This is a genomic window from Pandoraea sp. NPDC087047, assembly GCF_044745225.1.
Classification (GTDB): Bacteria; Pseudomonadota; Gammaproteobacteria; order Burkholderiales; family Burkholderiaceae; genus Pandoraea.
Map to the genome: position 1 here is coordinate 245,828 of NZ_JBIUZU010000006.1, position 17,235 is coordinate 263,062.

Sequence of the window (17,235 nt, forward strand, 5' to 3'; positions counted from 1 at the left end):
TGCGTCTCAACGCTCGATCTGACGGTTCCAGCGCTGCGTCCAGTCGGCGCGCTTGGCATTCACGACATCCCAGTCGACGCGCACGAGTTTGTCGATCTGCGCGGGCGACGGCACGCGTGCGGCCACCGACATCGAGAGTTGTGTCTTCTTGTTGGACGGCGCGACACCCTGGCTTTCGGCGAGAATGGCCTGCGTTTGCGGCGAGAGAATCGTCTGGATGAACTTCTGTGCGAGGGCGTCGTTAGCCGACTTGTCGACCGCGCACATGCCCATACCGAGCGCGACCGCGCCTTCCTTCGGATACACGAATTCGACCGGAATGCCTTGCTGACGCAGCGCCTGCACGCGGCCATTGCCCCACACCGCGATGGCCACTTCGTCAGCCTGGAACAGCTCGGCGATCTTGCCCGGCGAGGGATCGAACGAGAGCACGTTCGGCGCGATCTTTTCCATCTCCTTGAAGCCCGGATCGATGTTGGTGTCGCTGCCGCCGTTCAATTTCGACTCGACGAGCAAGGCGTGCAGGCCGTACGTGTTCTTGATGCTCGGCATCACGAGCTTGCCCTTGTACTTCGGATCGGACAGTTCCTTCCACGAGGTCGGTGCGGGCCAGCCCTTGGCCTGGAACAGACGCGTGTTGTAGGCGATACCCGTGGCGATCAGCCCGGCCGCCACGGCGTTGCCGTTCTTGAACTTCGCAATGTCGTAGAGATCCTGGTAGACCGGTGCGTCGGCGAGCTTGCCGCAGAAGCCCATCTGGATGGCCTGATACATCGGGCCGTCGTCGAGGAAGACCACGTCCATGCCCGCCTTGCCCTTTTGCGCCTGGAGCTTCGCGAGGGTCGTCGTCGAGTCGCCCGGCACGATCACCACTTTGGTGCCGGGGTTCGCCCGCTCGAAGCCGGGAATGACGTCCTTCTTGAGCATCTGTTCGAACGAACCGCCATAAGCACCGACGTAAAGCGTCGTGTCGGCATGTGCGGCGCTCGCACCGAACACCAGACCGGCACCGACGGCAACGGCCGCAGCGTGGCCAAGTTTGCGAAGCGTTTGGGGAACGACAGTCTTCATGGGGAAGCTCCTTGCGTGATGCAGTGTTATGTGATGTTATGGCCCGACATTACGAAAAAAATGAAACTATTGCGTGGTTTTCGTAGAGTCATTTTCGACACACTCACCGTCAAATCACATTTTTTTGCCCAGCCATACGTAAATGTTATGGCGGACTGAGACGAGGCTTCGATGAAGATCCGGCAGTTGGAGGCATTTCGCGCGCTGATCCTGCGCCAGACAGTCACTCGCGCCGCAGACATGCTGCACATCTCGCAACCGGCGGTCACGCGTCTGATCAACGATTTGGAAGCCGATGTAGGGTTTTCCTTATTCGACCGGATCAACGGCCGCCTGAACCCGACACCCGAAGCGATGGTGTTGTTCGAAGAAGTGGAGCGCTCGTTCGCGGGGATCGATCGCATTGCGCAGACAGCCGAACAGATCAAGTCGCTGCGACGCGGCTCGCTGCATATCGCCGGGGCACCGGCGCTCGCGCTGGAATTTTTGCCGACCACGTTGACGGGCTTCATGCGCGAGCATCCCGGCATCAGCACGACACTGCTGATCCACGCGTCGAGCATCGTGGTCGATATGGTGGTCGGACGGCGCTGCGACGTCGGCTTCATCGCGCATCCGCTCACGCACGCGCTCGCCAACGTCGAGACACTGCATCGCGCGCCCATGCGCTGCATTCTGCCGCTGGGCCATCGGCTGGCGGATCGCGACGTGATTTACCCCGAGGATCTGCGCGACGAGTCGTTCATCTCGTATCCCAAGGAATTCGATAACCGGATGTACATCGACCGGCTCTTCGCCGAGCGGCAGATCGACCGGGTGATGAGCGCGGAATCGCAGTTGTCCGCAGCCATCTGCGTGCTCGTGCAGCACGGCGCGGGCGTGGCGATCATCGATCAGGTCACGGCCCGTTACGCGGCCGAACGCGTCATCGTCAAACCTTTCGAGCCCGCCGTCCTGTCTGGCTTCTCGCTGGTCACGTCGACACAGCACCCGCCCTCGCAACTCGCGCAGGCGTTCGTCGATTACACGAAGCAGCGCATGATCGCCCTGCTCGCGGACTGAGTTCTCCATTGTCTTGCGCGCCGCATGCGGCCAATGCCGCCGCAGCGCCGCTCCCGGTTTTTACGCGCAAGTCAATGGCACCCCTGTCAATTACGATAGGCACTCAACAGTTCGATGCAAATTACTCAAGTTTCTTTTGCCTTACTGAAGTGTTTTATGCATGACAACGCGCTTCCCGACAAGTTTGCTCTCGGGCGCGCCACAAGCATGGAATAACGAATTCGAGTTCGGCAATAGGAGCATGAAGTGAAGTTTGCAGTTTTAACGTCAGACATCGGGCTCTACGACGCCATTCGCAACCGCCTCAGCGCCGACGGCGACTGTCAGCGATTCGACGACGCCGCCCAATATCTCGTGGCTGCCTCGCGTATCCCGTATTCGGCGGTGCTCGTCGATGCGGCGCTGGGTCCCCTCGACTTGCAGGGCGTGCTTGCCCGACGCCGTGGCACACGAAGCGCAGGCGCGCTGGTCATCGGCTTCGGCACGCCGTCGTGGATGCTCGACCTGTCCTTTCGCGCCGGATGCGACGACGTGCTGCCCTACCCCGTCGACGTGACCGAGTTGCAAACGCGGCTGGCCACGACACTGCATCGGCGTGCGTCGGCCAATGCGGCGCGCAGCGAAGACATCCTGGAGTTCGGGGCCTATCAGCTCGATCGGGGCCGCGACACCGTGGCGGTAAACGGCATCGAAGTCGAACTCACGCCCCGTGAGTTCGCACTGGCGTGGCTGTTGTTCTGCGCGCCGGACATGCGCGTGAGCCGCTCGCGCATCGCCTCGCTCATCTGGCGTAGCGACGAGACGTCGGCCGCACGCAGCATCGAGCAGCACGTCTATCTGCTACGCAACCGTCTCGGATTGCGCGGCGAGCATGGCCTGGTCCTGCGCGCGGTGTATGGCGGCGGTTATTGCCTCGGCGCACGCCCGCGCCGTATCACGCGCCCCGCCCCGCGTGCACAAGCCTTGCCTGAAGTCCCGCGCGATTGATAAGCTCTCGCCCGGCCTGCTGCCGCGCACCCGCAACACCGCGGGCGTCCGGCAGTTTTCAGGCAGACGACACATCACAGAGACAACCCTATGCTTGAACGCAGGACTCACCGGACGGCACGCGCGGCAGCCGTCGCCACGCTCATGGCGCTTGCCCTTAACGTCACCGGCGCCAGCGCAGCGCCTGGCGCCGAAACGCTTCACCCCATCAAGCTCGGCAAGCAGGAACTGGCCGGCCCGGTGTTCGATCGCACCGATGCGGTGCATGAGAGCGAAGACGGCAACGACACCGTCGACGTCACCACGTTCACGTCTCCCGACAAGGCGTTCCAGACCGGCGTGTTCCAGTCCGGCCCCGTGCGCGAAGCAATTCGTTCGGCACCAGGTTATCCGTACACCGAACTGCTGGTCTTTCTGAGCGGCGGCGCGAAGTTCACGTCGAGCGACGGCTCGGTCATCGAAGCCGGTCCGGGCGAAGCCGTCACGCTGCCCAAGGGCTGGACGGGGGTCTTCGAATCAAAGGGCTACACGAAGCTCTACGCCGTGTATGACACCGAAGCGCCGTCGCACATCGGGCCGTAAGTTTCGACGGCGCTCGACACGAGTCGACGAAGCGCCGTCATTCCTTGCCCCCATCCGCTGCCTCATCCATTGCACCAAAATGAAGCGACCCGTCACTCTAGAAGTGACGGGCCGCCCTCTTTTTTGACGGGTGAATCCTTCGTCAATACGTCGCCATCAGCGTCGCCACGCCGCGCAGGCTATGGCGGCGGTGCCAGCGCAGATCGTCGAGCCCGACGATCGCCAGCTTCGGGAAACTGCTCAGCAATTTATCCAGCGCCACTTGCAGCGTTGCCGTGGCAAGGCGCGCGCCGAGGCAATGGTGAATGCCGGCGCTGAACGAAATCAAACGGCCGTGGTTCTCGCGCCCGATGTCGAAACGATCGGGGTTGTCGAACTTTGCCGGATCGCGATTGGCCGCCCCCAGCAGCATGAAGACCGTCGTCCCCGTTTCGATGGGGATGTCGCCCACGCGCACCGGCGAGAGCGCCGTACGCGCGACCATCTGCACCGAACTGTCGTAGCGCATCGCTTCGACCAGCGCCGCCTGGGTGAGCGACGGGTCCTCGCGAAGCCGCTGCCACTGCACCGGATCGCGGTACAGGTGAATCAGCGCGTTGCCCAGCATGTTCGACGTCGTCTCGTGCCCCGCCACAAACAGCAGCAACATGTTGGCGACGATTTCGTCGTCGGACAGGCCGCCCTCGCCGCTCGTGGCCAGGATCAACGCAGAGAGCAGATCGCCGCCCGGCTGGCGGCGGCGCACACGCAGCAAACGCTCGAAATACGATTCGAGCGTGAGCGCACCCTTGTTCGCCTCGGCAAGCGCGGTTTCGTCGAGCGGCGCCAGATCGAACGCCCGCACCAGCGCTGCGGCACTTTGACCGAGTAGATGACCGTCCTCGATCGGCACATCGAGCATGCGGCAGATGATGCGCAGCGGCAGCGGAATGCAATACGACGCCATCAGATCGACCGGCCCGGTCGCAGGCATCGCGTCGACGAGACTGGCGGCCTGCTGATGCATGACGCCCGAAAGGTCTTCGATGCGACGCGCGTTGAACGCGTGCATGAGCAGCGTGCGCAGTCGCGTGTGTTCGGGCGGGTTCGCCATCAGGAACATGCGGCTGATCGCACGAAACACCGGTTGCTCGACCGCGAGCGGGCCGTAGCGCGCAATCACGCTCGGCAGATAGGCCTTGCCCATACGACGATCATGCAGCAGCGCTTCGATCAGGTCGTAGCGCCCGGTCATCATCAACGCCGGTCCTACTGGCACGAGATTGCCCGCCTGGCGCAGACGTTCGTAGACGGGATATGGATTGTCGAAAAATGCAGGGGACGAAAAATCAGCGAGGTTCATAAGGACTAGAAAAAGGGGGGGCCGCCATCGCATCGGCGAACGGCTGCAAGGCACCATTGGCCCGCATGCCGGGTGGCGCGGTGCCACCGTCGTAGAGCACCGGCACGACAGCGTTGGCCAACGCGCGGGCAATCGGCAGCAGATCGCTCGACCCGGAGGGAGCAACTAGTGCAAACATTTGCCCGTCACGCCGCCACGTCACCGTATCCATAGGGGGAATCGTCTGCGCCGAAGGGCCATGGTCCAGACGCGAGTCCTTGACCACGTAGAGCGCCACCGGCGGCCCCTCGCGCGGCAGATAGGCGATCTGCACGACCGCGCGATTATCGAACTGCAAACGCTGCATGCGTTTGAATTCCATGCCCGCACGCCGCAGATCGGGCACGACAAGCGGAATATCGTCGCGATGCCGAATGGCACGCACCGTCGCAATCGCCTCGGCCGGCTCGTCGTCAAGCGGATCGAGCGAGGCGCGGGCGAAGAGCGTTTGGTACGACACAAAGGCCCGCACCCACGGCTCGTACGAACCATGCCACGCGCTCGGCCCCTCCGGCGGGGCGACGGTGACGCTGTCGACGTCGAGATTGCCGACGATGTCTACCGCGCTCGTCGGCGGCATCGGCGTCGGCGCCGGATCTTCGGTCATAAAGCGCGCGCCGGCGCTCGCCATCAGTACAGCGAATGCCATGGCGCCGGCCGAGAAGCCGCCGACCTGCCACCAGAGGGTACATGGGGTCTCGGGCGTCTTCGGGACATCGCGCTCGGTGCGTTCCGTGCGCTCAGTGCGCTCACGATCCGGCGGGCTTCGGCGAAGCACCGCGCTCCGGCTGCAGATACGCGCACGATAGCGCGCGCGAGCAAAGCGCGCGTCGTTGGCACTGGCAACGTGGGAGGGAACATCCAGCGGGGTACGCCCGCGCACGAGCGTGCGCACGGTCGACATCAGTTCGGGGGGGACGGGTTGCGCGAAGTACTTGTCATAGGCAACCCGGTACGGCACTTCGGAGGCGCGCAAGGCGGCCACGCGTGCCGCTAGTGCCGACGAGCGCGAGATCGCGGCCTCGACCTTCGCACGGGCGTCGTCAGTCAGGCTGCCATCCACATAGGACAGAAGGGTCTGGTCGTTGATCACCATTACGTCGAAGTTTCGCCAACCTCCGGGAGACTGCGCCGGCGCGGCGCAACGTCGAACTGCACGCCCAGGCGCTGACGCGCGGCCGACAGGCGTCCCATGACGGTGGCCACGGGCACGTCGAGAATCTGCGCGGCTTCGCGATAGCTGAAGCCTTCCACAGCGACGAGCAGCAACGCCACGCGTTGCGGTGCGGGCAGACGCTCGACGGCGTCGACGATCTGACGGTGTCCGACATGCTCGTCGGGCAACCCCGACACGGAGTCGGCAATGTTTTCCAGCAGGGCGTCGTCCCAGGCCACGCCTCCCCGATTGCGCACGTTGCGCGCGCGCAGTTCGTTGAGCCAGAGGGAATGAACGATGGAGTAGAGCCAGTTCAGCGGCGCGCTGTCGGGCCGCAGTTGCGCGTCGGCACGCTCAAGCGCACGCACACACGCGCGCTGCACAAGGTCTTCGGCATCATGGCGGTCGCCGGTGAGCCGAAGCGCAAATGTCCACAGCTTCGGCAGCATGGGGAGCAGCAAACGCGCAAACCCCGAATCGTGCTCGAACTGCATCATGTCCACTCGCCACCGCGGCCAAAGGCCGAAAGATTCGCATTATTCACAAGTCGGCGTATCGAAAGCATAGAAATCATTCCAAATTCGCCTCAATACTGGCAGCAATCCCGCTCATCAACGTCTAGATCACCAGACCATGCGGCAAACGACCGTTTCACAGAAAAACGACGGGATGCCGTCACTGCGCATCCCGTCGTCATTTCGCGACACAACCTCAAATCATCAGAAGCCGATTCCCAGCACTACGTGCTCCGGCGTCGGCGAGACCAGGGTGGAACTCTGGTCTGCCACGTCGTCGTACGAGAAGCCGTAAGCCTTGTGATCGATGCTGTGGTCATGCCAGAACTTCGCGTAGGCGTTGTACGGCGCCTTGGCATACCAGGCCGACGACGGTGCTGCCCACTGCGTGTCGTCTTCCATGATGTGGCGGTTCAACGCGGCGGCCACCTGCGCTTCAATGGCCAGCTCCGTCGAATTGCCGGTCGCCAGTGCACCGCGCGCTTCGAGCATGTCCTGCGTGCTCGGGTGGTTCACGTAGTACTTGCCGCCGACGTAAGCGCCGTTGCCCTGATCCACTTCCGTGAACACGAGTTGATCGCCCACCGTCTGGCCGACAAACTTGCGTGCGTTACCCCACATCAACAACGTCAGCGTGTTCGTACGGTAGTACTCCCACATGCTGCTGATGTAAGCATCGAAGTACTTGCCGTTCGGTTGTCCCTCGTCGAACCCACCCTTGCTCGGCGCCATGATGCGGTACGGCGAGGGGTTGATCGGCAGGAACTCCGGCGGCACTTCCTTCTGATACGCCGCGAAGATCGAGGCACGCGACTCGGTGATACCCGAGCGCGAATGCGTCGTGCGGTTGCTGCCATACACGTCTTCCGTCAGCGGGAAGCCGAACTGGTCGACCTGCGTGTTGTTCAGCCACAGGCCGTTGTCGCCATAGGTGAACTCGTACCAGTCGAAATACACATCGCCATTGGGATCCGTCGGGTTACGCACATCCGGACCCGCAAAGCCGACCTGATTGGCAGCGTCGTTCAGGGTCTTGATGTACAACGGCGAGCCCAGTGCCACGAAGGCGCGAGCGCCGAAGAGCTTCGGGAACGTCAGCGTCTTCGCCTGTGCGAGCGTGAAGAAGTAGTTGCTGTAGTTCTGTCCGTTCTTCGTCAGGTGGCCCGGCGCGTCGTTATCGTTGGCCGACATCAGCACCGTAGTGCCATCCGGCTTGAGATAGACGAACTGGCCGCCCTTTGCCGGATCGTGAGCGATCACCGCCACGTAGATCTGATCGTCCCGATAAGCGCCGTTCGTGTTGTTACGCAGTTCGACGCCAATCTGATTCTGGAAGATCGGATAGTTCGGGATGGTGCCGTCATCCGGCGGATTGCCACCCGGATTGCCGCCCGGATCGCCCGTGACCGGCGGCGGCGTCACCGTCAGCGTTGCCGCCGACGACGTCACCGTGTTACCGGCCGAATTGCTCACGTCAACCGTAAACGTCGCGCCGTTGTCGGCGGCCGTGGTGGGCTGGGTGTCATACGTCGAAGCATTGGCGCCCGGAATCAGATCGCCGCCACGACGCCAGCGGTACGTCACCCCATCCGGGTTGGCAACCGCGACAGCGAAGTGAGCGCTCTGGCCCTGCTGCACCGTGACGCTGACCGGCTGGCCGGAGATCACGGGCAACGGCGGGGGCGGCGGCGGTGTGCTGCCGTCGGTCGGGCCATACACTTCGAACTCGAACAGCGAATAACCGTACTGCGACGAGCGCTTCACACCCGCCATGCGCACATAGCGCGCCGAGGTCGTATCAAACGTGACGGTTTCGACACCGCCCTGGCCGTTCGGCTGCGAAGCCACACGGGTCCAGTTCTGGTTGTCGTTCGAGACCTGAATCTCGTAAGCCGCACCGTAAGCACGTTCCCAGCGCAGAATCACCTTCGACACCGGCACCGAAGCGCCCAGATCGACGGCGAGCCACGCGTTGTCGTTGAAGTCCGACGACCAGCGCGTACCCGGGTTGCCGTCCACCGCGAAGCGGGCCGGCGTAGCGTCGCTCTCGGCACCGCTGGCAAAGGCGGGCTTGCCCTTCGCGAGGTTGCCGTTGCTGTTATCGCCCGAGTTGTCCGTTGCCGGGTTGGTCACGGGCACCGTGCCCCCTGCCGGGCCGTACACTTCGAACTCGAACAGCGAGTAGCCGTAGGGCGACGAACGCTGGATACCGGCCATGCGCACGAAGCGCGTGGTGACCGGTGCGAACGACACCTGCTCCGTGCCACCCTGGCCGGCGGACTGGCCGCCGACCTTGCGCCAGGTGTTGCCGTCGTCAGAGACCTGGATCTCGTACGCGGTGCCGAACGCACGCTCCCAACGCAGTTGCACTTCCGAGATCTGGGTGGGGGCACCCAGATCCACGGCGAGCCATGCGTTGTCGTTGAAGTCCGACGACCAGCGCGAATCGGCGTTACCGTCGACCGCGTTGGACGCAGGCGTGCCCTGCGGGTTTTCCACGCCGCTGGCGAAGGCTCGCTTGCCCAGCGCCAGGTTCACCGGCGTGGGGCCACCGTTGCCACCGTTATTACCGATGTCGACTTGCGGCGTGACACCCACGTTCCCATTGCTGCCGTCACCGGTCGAGACCGGCGTGACCGTCAGTTGTGCGGGCGTGCTGGTGATGTTCGAATTACCGTCGTCGGCCACCACGCCGTACTGCGCACCGTTGTCGTCCATGGTCGTGGCCGGCGTGTCGTACGCGGGGTTTGCCGTCACGGCGACCTGCTGGCCGTTACGGAACCACGTGTACTGAAGATTTGACGCACCGATCACCGACACCGCGAAGTGTGCCGGCTGGCCCACTTGCACGGATTGCGGCTGCGGCTGCTGATCGAAGCTCAGCTTCGGACCGTAGATTTCAAACTCGTACAGCGAGAAGCCGTACTGGGTAGCGCGCTTCACACCCTGCATGCGGACATAGCGTGCGGCAACCGTCTGGAACGACAGGTTTTCCGTACCGCCACGCCCCGTGTTCTGGGTGTACACAGGCGTCCAGTCACCGTCGTTGCCGGTGGTCGAGACCTGAATCACATACTGCTTGCCGTACGCACGCTCCCACTTCAGGCGCACCAGGTTGACCGCCTGCGTCTTGCCCAGGTCGATCGTGATGTTGGCGTGATCGGCGTCCGGGTTGTCCAGGAACAGCGACGACCAGCGCGTATCCATATCGCCGTCGTTGACGTTGCTGGCCGCGCCGAAGCCCGGGTTTTCAACCGGTGAAGACGTGACCGTCTTGCCCAGTGCGAGGTTCGTATCGTTGGACGGCACGCCATCCACGACATTGAGCGTCGCGCCCTGGCTCAACAGGCTTGCACCGTTTGCACTGACGAGCACGGTGAACTGCGCACCGTTGTCCTCCAGCTTGACGGCCGGCGTGGTGTAGCTTGCCGACACGGCGCCGTCGATCTGCACGGCGTCGCGATACCACTGGTACGACAGCGGACCGTTGCCGGTCGCGCTGACCGTAAACGTTGCCGTCTTGCCAATGGCGGCCGACTGGCTCACCGGGTTGACCACGATCACCGGGGGCGGAACTTGCGGGTCGCCGTTGCCCGGGTCTTGCGGCGCTGCCGTCACCGTGAGCGTGAACTTCTGGCTCGTAACGCTGTTTGCGGCGTTACTGACCGTCACGTAGTACTGCGTGCCGTCGTCTTCCGGCTTGACGGGCGGCGTGTCGTAGACCGGGGTCGACGACGTGTAGAGCAGCGTGTCCGAGGTCTCGCCGGCTTTCGCCACGCGATACCACTTGAACGTGAGCGGGGCCGAGCCGCTGATGCCGAGGCTGAAGTGCGCCGGCTTGCCGATCGTGACGCTTTGATCGAACGGCTGCACCGTCACCGCCGGCGGCGTCACCTGCGCCGTACCCGAGACGCAAAGAACCCAACCCGGTGCGTTGTCGACGAGACCCTGACGGTCTTCGCCCGCCGACGTAATCAGGTAAGCCTGACGCTGGTCGGTCGGCAGAAGCGTCGACGTCCACGTCGTCCACTTTTCCGGGAAGGCGCACGCGGCGCTGTTGTTCGCGGCAATCGACAGCGCTTCGTCGCGCGTCGGCAGACGCTTGCCTTGTGCCGCGCAGTAGCTTGCGGCATCGAGCTGCGTGAACTGATGGTTTGGGTCCGTCGTCGCGTACTGCTTGCGATTCCAGAGCAGCGTGCTGGACGTATCCTGCGCTTCACCCGGGTTCAGCACCGTGTAACGTTCGTTGGTGTAGAGCGCACCGTCGTTACAGTTCGGAACGTTGTAGACCTCGATCTCATAGAGCGAGTAACCATAGTCCGTTGCCCGCTTCTGGCCGACCATCCGGACATAGCGTGCCGTGGTCGTCGGGAACGTGAAGTCGTCCACGCCGCCCGCGAAACCGGCCGGCGATTCGTATGCCTTGACGAAGTCGACGTTGTTGTTCGACACCTCGATGCGATACGAACTGGCGTACGCGTTTTCCCAACGCAGGATCATGCGGTTGATCGGCATCGGTGCGCCGAGGTCGACCGTGATCGACGCGTTGTCACCGTCCTTCTGATCCGAGCTCCAACGCGAGCTGACGTTACCGTCGGTCACGTTGCTCGCCGGCATGCCCTGCCGATCCTGGTAGCTGGTCGCGAACGCGACCTTGCCCTGCGCCAGGTTCACACCCGGTGCGGCCTGGCTCAGTGTTGCGGGATCGCTCGTCACCGACTTGCCCGAAGCGTTCGAGACAGTCACCGTGTACTTGCCAAGATCCTTCGGGGCGACGGCGTCGATCGTGAAGGTCGGCGAATCGCCGCCCACCACGCCCGCCGGGCCGCTCCACAGGTAATGCAACGGGTTTGAGCCGGACGCCTGGACCGTGAAGGTGGCGCTCTCGTTGAGCATCGCCACGGTGTTGGCCGGACCGCTCGTGATCGTCGGCACCGTCGCCGCAGCAACCTTGAGGGGTACCGGCGTCGACGTCACCTGCGCCAGCGGGTTCTTCACTAAGACCTTGAACATCGCGCCGTCGTCTGCGGCCGTCACCACAGGCGTGGTGTAGGTCGCCGACGTCGCGCCATCGATGGCAACGTCGTTGCGAAACCACTGGTACTGGATCACCGGCGAGCCCTTCACCGCAACGCTGAACGTGGCCGTCTGACCGACGAACACATCCTGCTCCGCAGGCGGCGTATCGATCGTCACGGCGAGTGCCGGGATCACCGACAGCACCGCGTCGTTCGACGTTAGCACGCCTGCGCCGTTGCGAACACGCACGCCGTAGACATGGCCATTGTCGTCGCTGATCGCGGCGGGCGTATCGAGGCTGCTGCCGTTCGCGCCCGGGATGTCCTGGTGATCGCGCTGCCACTGGAACTGCATGGGCGAGGCACCCGAGACCGTCACGTCGAAGTGAGCGGGCTGGCCGACGCTGACCTGCTGGCTGGCCGGCTGCACCACGATTTGCGGCGCCGAGGTTGCGGCTTGCACCGGCACGACGACCGGCGCCTGAACGTCATACGACGCCGTACCGCTACCCAGACCCGGCGAGGTTGCGCTCACCGTCACGTGGCCCGTCTGGAACGTGCTGCGAATGGCAATGCGCGTCAGACCGCCTTCGGCCGCGAGTTCGTGATCGCCCGGCGAGTGGTAACCCACGGGCTTGTCCATCGTCACGATGTGATCCCAGCCACCACGATAGTCGGCGACTGCCGCGTTGTCGACGGAGAACGTGATGAAGTTCGAGGCGTCCGGCACGACGACACCGTTGGCGTCGACGACCATGGCCGTCACGAACACGGCATCCGACCCGTTGGCCGTGACCTGGAACGGCTGGCCGTTCGGGCGCATGACTTCCGGCACCACCGACAGCACGATGTGGTGCGGTGCACCGGAGCTCACTTGCTCGTCGAGCACCGGCTTTGCGTTGGCCATGACCTGCGCACCGAAACCGTCCACGCACAGGGCCTGAATACGGCCGCCGTTCGCCTGCACATTGTCCCAATGCGCCTGACCCACGAGACCCGTGGTCATACCGTCGGAATTGTCGGTCGAGGTCGAGAGGCTGTTCGGCTTCTGATCGGCGCCCTGCACCACGTCGTTGACGACGAGACGCACGGCCGGGCAGTTACTGAACACGTTCACGCGCACCGGACCCTTGCGGTTCCAGGTGTTGGCGAGGTGCACCACCGGCTTGATCGAGAACGGTGTCCACGCGGCTTGATAGGCGTAGTACAGCAGACGCGGGAAGCGGTTGCCGTCGGCCATCGATTCGCCCAGCGAGCGAACCATCGGACCGCTCGGATTGAGCTTCGGATCGTACGTCTTGCCGCTCCAGTAGAAGCTGTCTTCACCCGGCGTATCCGCCAGATACCAGTGCGCGATACCGAAGGCGTTGGCCAGAACCCCGCTGCGCCAATCGTTCAGGAACGACGCCACCTGGTCCATTTCGAAGTCGTAGTTCTCGCGGAACTCACCACGTCCCCAGTACTCCGCCGACCATGCCGGCTTGTTCGGGAACTGGTTCTTCACGCCAACTTCGCAACCCTGACGCGAGCAGCTCAGAATGTCGCCATTGAGCGGATTCGGCGTACGGTCGGCCTGTGCGCGCGTGTTGACCGGATCCCACTGACGGCCGATGGCGGCGAGCAGCGGCGCGAACGAGGTGTTCATGATGCCGTTGTTCGCTTCCCAGGCGAGCACCGACGGGTTATTGCGATCGCGAATGATCATGTCGCGATGCAACTCCAGTTTCAGTGCGTACTTGTCGAGCTTGTTCTGCGGGCAGTCCGCCGTCGGCGCCGAGAGCTGATAGCACTCGTTGAAGCCGTTTTCGCCGTCGCCGCTCGGCTGCACGACGAAAATCCCCAGCGCGTCGGCCGCGTTGAGAAATTCGGTGCTCGAGGACGAGTGCCCCGGGCGATACAGATTGCCGCCGGCATCGGCCAGCAAACGCAGATCGCGCCACTGCTGCTCTTCCGGCACGGCAGTGCCGAGGCCCGGATAGTCGTAGCGGCCCGAAGCGCCCCAGAGGTGCGTCGGATAACCGTTGATGCTCGGGAAGTTGTTGTCCCAGGTGATCATGCGGATACCCAGCGGGCTTTCCGCCGCATCGACGACCACGCCGCCCACGCTGACCAGATGGAATACCCGGTACATGTACGGACGGCCGCGCGGCACGTTGTTCGGGTACCAGAGCGTCGGATGCTGGACCACCAGATTCTGGCGAACCAGCGTCGGATGCAGTCCCGGTCCGGCGTTCGGCGGCAGCACCTGATCGTCCTTCGCCTGCGCCACCACGGTGCCCGTGGCGTCAACGATCTGCGTGGTGACCTGTGCGGTCTGCGCCGTGCCCGATTCGTTGAGGACGTTCGTTTCGATCTGGATGTTAGCCGAACTCGCCGTACCCGAGCCATCGGTGGCCGGGTCCTGAATGCTCACGGTCGAGACGTGCGTCCCCCACGTTTGCATGACCGGATAGTCGTTGAGCGGGATATGTACCGGGTCGGTGATGTACATGTACACCGGCCGGAAAATACCCGTGTCGCCCTGACCGAAACGGAACGCGCCCGAGAAATCCGGATCTTCGAACCAGTCGCCATTGGCGGCGACGCGCACGGCGATCACGTTATCGGTCACGCCGTCGGCCGTCACCATGTTGGTGATGTCGATGGCGAACGGCAGGAAGCCGACCACGTGCGTGGCGTTCGGGCTGCGAACGCTGCTGCCCTTGACCAACTGGCCATTGACGTAGACCTGCGCGCCCATGTGCGCGCCCTCGAATTCCACGATGACCTTGCGGCCCGCGTAGGACTTGTCGAGCTTGAAATGCTTGCGATACCAGCCACGGCCGTGGGGTACGTTGCCGCCGCTCTGCGTGTTCGAGAACATGTCGTTCTCGTTCATCGAGTGCGGAATGCCGACGTTCTGCCAGTTCGAGTCATCGAATCCCGGCTGAGATACGCCATCGGGCTCGCTATCCCCCAGAAACTTCCAGGGGGTCGCGCCCAGGTTGATCTTTACGCGTCCTGACGCCGGTATGGGTACCGGCGTCGCTCCCGCGTTCGTCTGAGGCGTGGCGGTGCCCGCCATCAGGAACATCCACGCGAGCAACAGCCCGGTGCATGTCCACGCTAATGAGTGTCGTTTTCTCATTTCGTCATTTTGGTTCCGATGAACCCGTGCAACATTCGCCAGCCGTCTTCGACGATCACTCGGAAGGCTTACGCAAAATGTCGACGGTTAGATTGAACTCCGAACGAGTTTCCGTGGTCTGACCCACTTCGGGCGCAATACTAAGTTGGCTTTGTCCCGTGGAATTTTCACGAGTATCTTTAGTAGTTTTCATTGAAAAGACCTCGCGAGACATACGCTTGCCGAGCACCGAAACGGTGAAATTCCCGCGGCTTCAGCACTGACAAGGCGGGTTTGGATGCAGCGCAAAAATCCTCAAATCCGCGCTGTAGGACAAACCACCCACGATCCGGTAAATGCACCCCGACATTCGGATCCCTGTCTTCTTCGCGTTCGTGCGCGCTGAATTTTTTGCAATTCACTGCTGAGCGATTCGCATCTTCCCGACCCTTAGCAATTCCACGATGATGCGTGCGGCCGCATTCTGTTCGGCTCGGATACGCTCGCCATTTTTCAGGGGCCTGTAGGTTCTGTTATTTCGGCGAACGATCCGCTGTCTCATTCACTACGAGTCAACGCGTCATGAAACTTCGCCTGTCAGTCCGCCGCCGCTCCCCTGCCGTGCGCCAACGCCGCGCCCAGCGAGGTTTCACGCTGCTCGAATTGCTCGTAGTCGTGGTCATCATCGGTCTGCTCGCGGCTTACGTCGGGCCGAAGTACTTCGCCCAATTGCGAAAATCCGAAGTGACGGTGGCCAAGGCGCAAATCGATGCGTTCTCCAAATCGCTCGACGCCTATCGTCTGGACGTGGGTCGCTACCCGAGCACGGCCGAAGGTCTCAACGCGCTGATGGTCGCGCCCACTTCCGCCGGTGCCGCGTGGAACGGCCCGTATCTGCAAAAGGCGATCCCGCTCGACCCGTGGGGTCATGCGTACCAGTACCACTCGCCCGGCGCGAAGGGTGAGTACGAAGTGATTTCGTATGGCCGCGACGGTCAGCCCGGCGGCACGGGCGACGACGCGGACATCGTGTCGCAATAAGCGTCGCCGACGCCGTCGCCCCCTGACCGTCGCATGCTTTTCGACGTTCGCACGATTGGCCCGCAAGGAACGATCGAGACCCTTCGCATCGAGGCCGATAGCCCCGAGGACGCACGCCGCCGCGCGCGGGACGACGGCCGCTTCGTGAGCGAAGTGCGCGCCGTGCGCCTGTCCCCGCTTCGGTTCGGCTTCGGTTTCGCTGCCGGAAAAGGCGGCAAAGGCGTGACCGGCGCGAAGAAGCTCTCGCTGGTGCTCTTCAGCCAGGAGTTGCTCGCGCTCGTGAACGCAGGGCTCGGCGTGGTGGAATCGTTGCAGGCGCTGCACGAGAAGGAGAGCAACCCGGGCGTGCGCGAATGCCTGCACCGCCTGCTCGAAAGTCTCTCGTCCGGCAAACGCTTTTCCGCAGCGCTCGCGGAGCAGCCACGCATCTTCCCGCCGCTTTACGTCGGTATCGTGCAAGCCGCCGAAGGCACGAGCGATCTGCCCCGCTCGCTCGCCCGGTACGTCGACTATCAGCAACGTGTCGACAGCGTGCGCAACAAGGTCGTGAGCGCCGCCATCTATCCGTGCATTCTCATGGCGGTTGGCGGCGCCGTGAGCTTCTTCCTGATGATGTACGTGGTACCGCGCTTTGCCGAGGTGTATCAGGGGGCGGGCCGCCAATTGCCGTTCGCCTCGCAACTCATGCTCGACTTCGGTCAACTCGTGAGCGGCCACACCCCCCTTTTCCTCGCGGCACAGGGGGCGTTCGTGATCGGGCTTGTCGGGTTGTGGCGACGACTGCAACGCCGCGGTGGCGTGGTGCTGCTGCTCTCGCGCATTCCCGTGCTGCGCGAGCGCGTGCGCATCTATGAACTGGCGCGTGTGTATCTGACGCTCGGCATGCTGCTCGAAGGCGGCATCACGATCCTGCGCGCGCTCGCCACCGTGCAACCGATGGCTTCCGTCAATCTGCGCGCGGCGCTGGCGGCTGCCGCCGCGAGTGTCGATGCCGGAACGCCGTTGTCCGCCGCCTTCGAAGCCGCGGGCCTCACCACGCCGATCTCCCTGCGCATGCTGCGCGTGGGCGAGCGTACCGGGGAGATGGGCCCGATGCTCACCCAATCGGCCGCGTTTTACGACGGCGAAATCGATCGCTGGATCGACCGCTTCACGCGCTCGTTCGAGCCCGTGCTCATGGCGGCCATCGGCCTCGTCGTCGGCGCCATCGTGATTCTGCTCTACATGCCGATCTTCGATCTGGCCGGAGATCTTTCGTGAGCGCCATCGACCTCAGTCCTCCCGACACGCTCATCGACGCCGCTCAAGTGGCGCGC

General features: G+C 63.4%; 10 protein-coding genes. 5 read left to right on the top strand and 5 right to left on the bottom strand.

Annotated elements, in window-relative coordinates; all coding sequences use genetic code 11:
• Positions 1-6 precede the first annotated feature (6 nt).
• Positions 7-1,071 (bottom strand): ABC transporter substrate-binding protein, encoded by a 1,065-nt coding sequence (locus tag ACIPHM_RS13645; RefSeq protein ID WP_400328704.1) that lies wholly within the window; start codon positions 1,069-1,071, stop codon positions 7-9.
• A 171-nt stretch (positions 1,072-1,242) separates the two neighbouring features.
• On the opposite strand from ACIPHM_RS13645, the gene ACIPHM_RS13650 reads away from it, so the two are divergent.
• The 3 genes from ACIPHM_RS13650 (at position 1,243) to ACIPHM_RS13660 (ending at position 3,702) form a co-directional block, all read left to right on the top strand.
• On the top strand, positions 1,243-2,133 hold the full coding sequence (locus ACIPHM_RS13650) for a LysR substrate-binding domain-containing protein (RefSeq protein WP_400328707.1): 891 nt from the start codon (positions 1,243-1,245) through the stop codon (positions 2,131-2,133).
• Positions 2,134-2,379: 246 nt separating this feature from the next.
• A complete protein-coding gene (locus ACIPHM_RS13655; RefSeq protein ID WP_400328710.1) occupies positions 2,380-3,120 on the top strand; it encodes a response regulator transcription factor in 741 nt (246 codons plus the stop codon).
• A gap of 90 nt (positions 3,121-3,210) precedes the next feature.
• On the top strand, positions 3,211-3,702 hold the full coding sequence (locus tag ACIPHM_RS13660) for a cupin domain-containing protein (RefSeq protein ID WP_400328712.1): 492 nt from the start codon (positions 3,211-3,213) through the stop codon (positions 3,700-3,702).
• A gap of 142 nt (positions 3,703-3,844) precedes the next feature.
• Here the strand turns inward: ACIPHM_RS13660 and ACIPHM_RS13665 are convergent, their stop codons facing one another.
• The 4 genes from ACIPHM_RS13665 to ACIPHM_RS13680 form a co-directional block, all read right to left on the bottom strand.
• Complete coding sequence (locus tag ACIPHM_RS13665) at positions 3,845-5,044, bottom strand: cytochrome P450 (protein ID WP_400328715.1); 1,200 nt, start codon at positions 5,042-5,044, stop codon at positions 3,845-3,847.
• Positions 5,031-6,179: a hypothetical protein gene (locus ACIPHM_RS13670; protein ID WP_400328718.1), complete on the bottom strand. Its 1,149-nt coding sequence runs from the start codon at positions 6,177-6,179 to the stop codon at positions 5,031-5,033. The genes ACIPHM_RS13665 and ACIPHM_RS13670 overlap by 14 nt, the downstream gene beginning before the upstream one ends.
• Entirely contained in the window at positions 6,179-6,736 is a 558-nt protein-coding gene (locus tag ACIPHM_RS13675) for an RNA polymerase sigma factor (RefSeq protein ID WP_400328720.1), read from the bottom strand. The genes ACIPHM_RS13670 and ACIPHM_RS13675 overlap by 1 nt, the downstream gene beginning before the upstream one ends.
• A gap of 222 nt (positions 6,737-6,958) precedes the next feature.
• On the bottom strand, positions 6,959-14,899 hold the full coding sequence (locus ACIPHM_RS13680) for a discoidin domain-containing protein (protein ID WP_400328723.1): 7,941 nt from the start codon (positions 14,897-14,899) through the stop codon (positions 6,959-6,961).
• Between the two features lie 561 nt (positions 14,900-15,460).
• On the opposite strand from ACIPHM_RS13680, the gene gspG reads away from it, so the two are divergent.
• Entirely contained in the window at positions 15,461-15,919 is a 459-nt protein-coding gene (gene gspG / locus ACIPHM_RS13685) for a type II secretion system major pseudopilin GspG (protein WP_400328725.1), read from the top strand.
• 33 nt (positions 15,920-15,952) lie between these two features.
• The gene (locus ACIPHM_RS13690; RefSeq protein ID WP_400328728.1) at positions 15,953-17,179 is read left to right on the top strand and encodes a type II secretion system F family protein; all 1,227 of its coding nucleotides are present in this window, start codon (positions 15,953-15,955) and stop codon (positions 17,177-17,179) included.
• The last annotated feature ends 56 nt before the right edge of the window (positions 17,180-17,235 follow it).

Excerpts from the sequence above, each read along its gene's own strand:
- ACIPHM_RS13645 (WP_400328704.1), bottom strand. The coding sequence starts at position 1,071 with ATGAAGACTGTCGTTCCCCAAACGCTTCGCAAACTTGGCCACGCTGCG.
- ACIPHM_RS13650 (WP_400328707.1), top strand. The coding sequence starts at position 1,243 with ATGAAGATCCGGCAGTTGGAGGCATTTCGCGCGCTGATCCTGCGCCAG.
- ACIPHM_RS13660 (WP_400328712.1), top strand. The coding sequence starts at position 3,211 with ATGCTTGAACGCAGGACTCACCGGACGGCACGCGCGGCAGCCGTCGCC.
- ACIPHM_RS13665 (WP_400328715.1), bottom strand. The coding sequence starts at position 5,044 with ATGAACCTCGCTGATTTTTCGTCCCCTGCATTTTTCGACAATCCATAT.
- ACIPHM_RS13670 (WP_400328718.1), bottom strand. The coding sequence starts at position 6,179 with ATGGTGATCAACGACCAGACCCTTCTGTCCTATGTGGATGGCAGCCTG.
- ACIPHM_RS13675 (WP_400328720.1), bottom strand. The coding sequence starts at position 6,736 with ATGATGCAGTTCGAGCACGATTCGGGGTTTGCGCGTTTGCTGCTCCCC.
- ACIPHM_RS13680 (WP_400328723.1), bottom strand. The coding sequence starts at position 14,899 with ATGAGAAAACGACACTCATTAGCGTGGACATGCACCGGGCTGTTGCTC.
- gspG (WP_400328725.1), top strand. The coding sequence starts at position 15,461 with ATGAAACTTCGCCTGTCAGTCCGCCGCCGCTCCCCTGCCGTGCGCCAA.
- ACIPHM_RS13690 (WP_400328728.1), top strand. The coding sequence starts at position 15,953 with ATGCTTTTCGACGTTCGCACGATTGGCCCGCAAGGAACGATCGAGACC.